The sequence below is a fragment of the uncultured Boseongicola sp. genome (genome assembly GCF_937988555.1).
GTDB lineage: Bacteria > Pseudomonadota > Alphaproteobacteria > Rhodobacterales > Rhodobacteraceae > Boseongicola.
This window is the reverse complement of the sequence record NZ_CALJXO010000201.1, coordinates 1-3,114: the sequence shown is the minus strand read 5'-3', so window position 1 is coordinate 3,114 and position 3,114 is coordinate 1. Positions and strand designations below refer to the sequence as shown.

Sequence of the window (3,114 nt, the reverse complement as noted above, 5' to 3'; positions counted from 1 at the left end):
GTTGGACCGTTGGGCCGACAAATGGTCGTTTAATCCAAGGCGGCCAAGTTCGCCTGCGGCATCTACCTTCAGCACATCAGAGACCGTCAAGCCTTCATAAAGCGCGTGCAGAACCGCAATAAGGCCTTGCACGATCATTGCATCGCTTTCACCACGAAAGCGAAACACCGCATCGGGGCCAGCGCCTTCAATCTCGGGAAGCAGCCATACCTGACTGGCGCAGCCATCCACCTTGGTCGCGGGAACGCGGAACGCGTCTTCCAGCGGCGGCATCGCCTTGCCCATGTCGATCACATGGCGATAGCGATCTTCCCAGTCTTCGAGAAATTCAAAAGTTTCAGCGATATCTTCAAACGCGTCAGTGGCCATGGTGTCCTCGTATCTTTCAAATTTGATCTAGGCCTCGAAAGTGCAAAGGTCCAGCCACGTGGACTTTTCTTGTCGTTCGGTTTCCGATAGCAGAAGGCATCCGGACAAAAGCGGGACAGCACGCATGATGCGAACGAAGTATATAACACTCAGTGTGATGGCGCTTGCCTTGACCGGGTGCGGCATAGGCGACAGTGCACTAAATCCGTTTCGTTGGCTGAGCCAGGAAGAGCCGGTGGAACGCCTAAGCGAGGTGGATATCGCTCCCTTGATTGAGGACCGACCGCTAGTACAAAGCGTCGACGCCCTTGTAAGCGAGCGTTTACCCGGCGGCATAATCATCCGCGCAACAGGCTTACCACCCTCGCAAGGATGGTTCGATGCTCAGCTGGTGCGCGAAGGCGCCGCCGCGGCCGGCACGGGTGTCATTGTCTATTCATTCCGCGCGCGACCACCCGAAGAGCAAACCCGCGTCTCGACACAGCAATCGCGGGAACTGGTCGCGGGCGCATATTTATCAGACATTGAGCTGGCCGGTATCACAAGTATACGTGTTTTGTCGGCAAGCAACGCAAGGACAGTTGGCCGCTGATCGGGGCCTCGTCTTTTTCGACCTCTCTGCGTCAAAGCCTCGGTCTGGCGATTGGACTTGTCGGCGCGGTGATTGCAAGTCGTCTCGGGATACCTCTGCCGTGGATGCTGGGGCCGATCCTTCTTGTGACACTTGCGGCCGTTCTGGGTGCAAGTCTCGCGGCGCCTATCCTTCTTCGAAAATTGCTGCTGCCGATTTTGGGCGTGATGCTGGGCTCGGCGTTTTCGCCTAATCTGTTTGGACAAGCTTCAAGCTGGTTGTTCACTATCGCGATTTTGCCGATCTATATCACCGTTGCCTCCGGCCTCGCATTCTTGGTGTATCGTAAAATTGGTGGCTACGACGTCGTCACCGCCTACTTCTCGTCGGCCCCGGGCGGGTTGAGCGACATGATGATAATCGGCTCGGAAGCGGGGGGCGTTGAGCGGCGGATCGCATTGGCCCATGCCAGCCGCATATTGGTCGTTGTCGGATTTGTTTCGTTTTTCTTTTCGGTCGTTATGGATGTGTCGGCCACCGGAAACGCTCGCCTTTATACTGGCTTTGCGGACGTGTCTTCATGGGACCTTGTCATTCTCGCAGCCTGTGCGGTGGCTGGCGCCTGGCTCGGCCCGAAGCTTAGGCTTCCTGCCCCGCAAATCCTCGGGCCAATGCTTTTATCTGCGATCGTGCATCTTGCGGGGCTGACAAATGCACCGCCACCGACGCTGGCTGTCAATACGGCGCAATTGGTAATGGGAACTGTCGTGGGCTGTCGCTTTCTGGGCGTGCCCGCGCGCGAAATCCTGCGCGATTTGGCCCTCGCTAGCTTGGCGTCTGGCTTGATGTTAGTGGTCGCAATTTGCACGGCTTTGATTGTCATGCAGGTATCCGGCATTGGGTTTGGCCAGACATTTCTTACCTTTGCACCCGGCGGGCTGCCCGAGATGAGCCTGTTGTCTCTCGCGATGGGTGCGGATGTTGCTTATGTGGTCACCATCCACGTGCTTCGGGTTACGCTAGTAATCGCGGTCGCCCCGCTTGTGTTCAAGGCACTACGCGCGCGGGTCTAAAGTTCGAAGACCTCGACGGATTGCCCTTTGGCCCGCAACGCCAGCCGACCCTCGCACAGCAATAGCGCGTCCTTGCCAAAGGCCGTGTGCCGCCACCCGGCCAGTGATTTTGCATCACGCCGCCCTGCTGCGATCTCATCGAGATCGGCCGAGCTTGCAATCAGTTTTTGCGCCACGCCCAGTTGCTCGGACTTCGCTTTAAGCAAAACCCGCAGGAGATCGGCAAGTGCCGGGTTCACCTGCATCTTGTCGCGCGATCTATCCGGTTTGGGCTGATCTTCGGCAGGCGTTTCAATGCCAACCTTCACGGCCAAAAGAATACCCTCAGCAATGTCGCCCTTGCGCGCCTCGCGCAACAAAAGCCTTGAGCGGCTCAGGTCTTCCAGCGTCGCAGGCCGTGTGGAGGCCAGTTCAAGCAAAGCATCGTCCTTGATCACCCGGCTACGTGGAATGTTCCGCGTCTGTGCATAGATTTCGCGAAATTTTGCCAACTCCCGGACGACCGCCAAAAACCGGCCAGAGTTTGTGCGCGTCTTCAGCCGCTTCCAGGCGTCGTCAGGCTCGACAACATAGGTCGCCGGGTCCTCGAGAACGCCAAGTTCCTCCTCGACCCATTCGCGCCGACCCGACTTTTCGAGGTCCGCTGCGAGGAATTCATAAATCACCCGCAGGTGCGTTACATCCGCAAGGGCATAGGTCTTTTGCGCGTCCGTCAGAGGGCGGCGCGACCAATCAGTGAACCGCGACGACTTATCAAGCGGGGCGTGGGCTATTTTGCGCACAAGCGTTTCATAGCCAACCTGTTCACCAAAGCCTGCAACCATTGCCGCGACCTGTGTGTCGAACAGCGGTTTTGGAATGACACCACCCTCGATGAAGAAAATCTCTAGGTCCTGGCGCGCCGCGTGGAAGACTTTCACCACATTCTCATTGCGAAAAAGCTCATACAGCGGTTCAAGCGTCATAGTTTTCGCAAGGGGATCGACCAGAACCGCGTCTTCTTGCGCGTCTCCCGGGATCGCCAACTGAACAAGGCAAAGCTTTGAATAGTACGTGCGTTCGCGAAGGAATTCGGTGTCTACAGTTACATAAGGCGCAAAA

The 3,114-nt window shown here is 57.1% G+C and carries 4 protein-coding genes; 2 read left to right on the top strand and 2 right to left on the bottom strand.

The window, feature by feature from the left end:
- Positions 1-369: SufE family protein (locus Q1B15_RS11765; RefSeq protein ID WP_299753927.1), on the bottom strand; the 369-nt coding region annotated here is incomplete at its 3' end.
- 124 nt (positions 370-493) lie between these two features.
- Between Q1B15_RS11765 and Q1B15_RS11760 the strand changes: the two genes are divergently transcribed.
- Together Q1B15_RS11760 and Q1B15_RS11755 are read left to right on the top strand one after the other, a co-directional pair.
- Positions 494-961 (top strand): hypothetical protein, encoded by a 468-nt coding sequence (locus Q1B15_RS11760; RefSeq protein WP_299753926.1) that lies wholly within the window; start codon positions 494-496, stop codon positions 959-961.
- Positions 958-2,013, top strand: a complete 1,056-nt coding sequence (locus tag Q1B15_RS11755) for an AbrB family transcriptional regulator (protein ID WP_366141718.1) — start codon at positions 958-960, stop codon at positions 2,011-2,013. Before Q1B15_RS11760 ends, Q1B15_RS11755 begins: the two co-directional genes overlap by 4 nt.
- Here Q1B15_RS11755 and rnd read toward each other — a convergent pair.
- The coding region (gene rnd / locus Q1B15_RS11750; RefSeq protein ID WP_299753925.1) for a ribonuclease D at positions 2,010-3,114 on the bottom strand (1,105 nt) is incomplete at its 5' end. The two genes, Q1B15_RS11755 and rnd, sit on opposite strands and share 4 nt — an antisense overlap.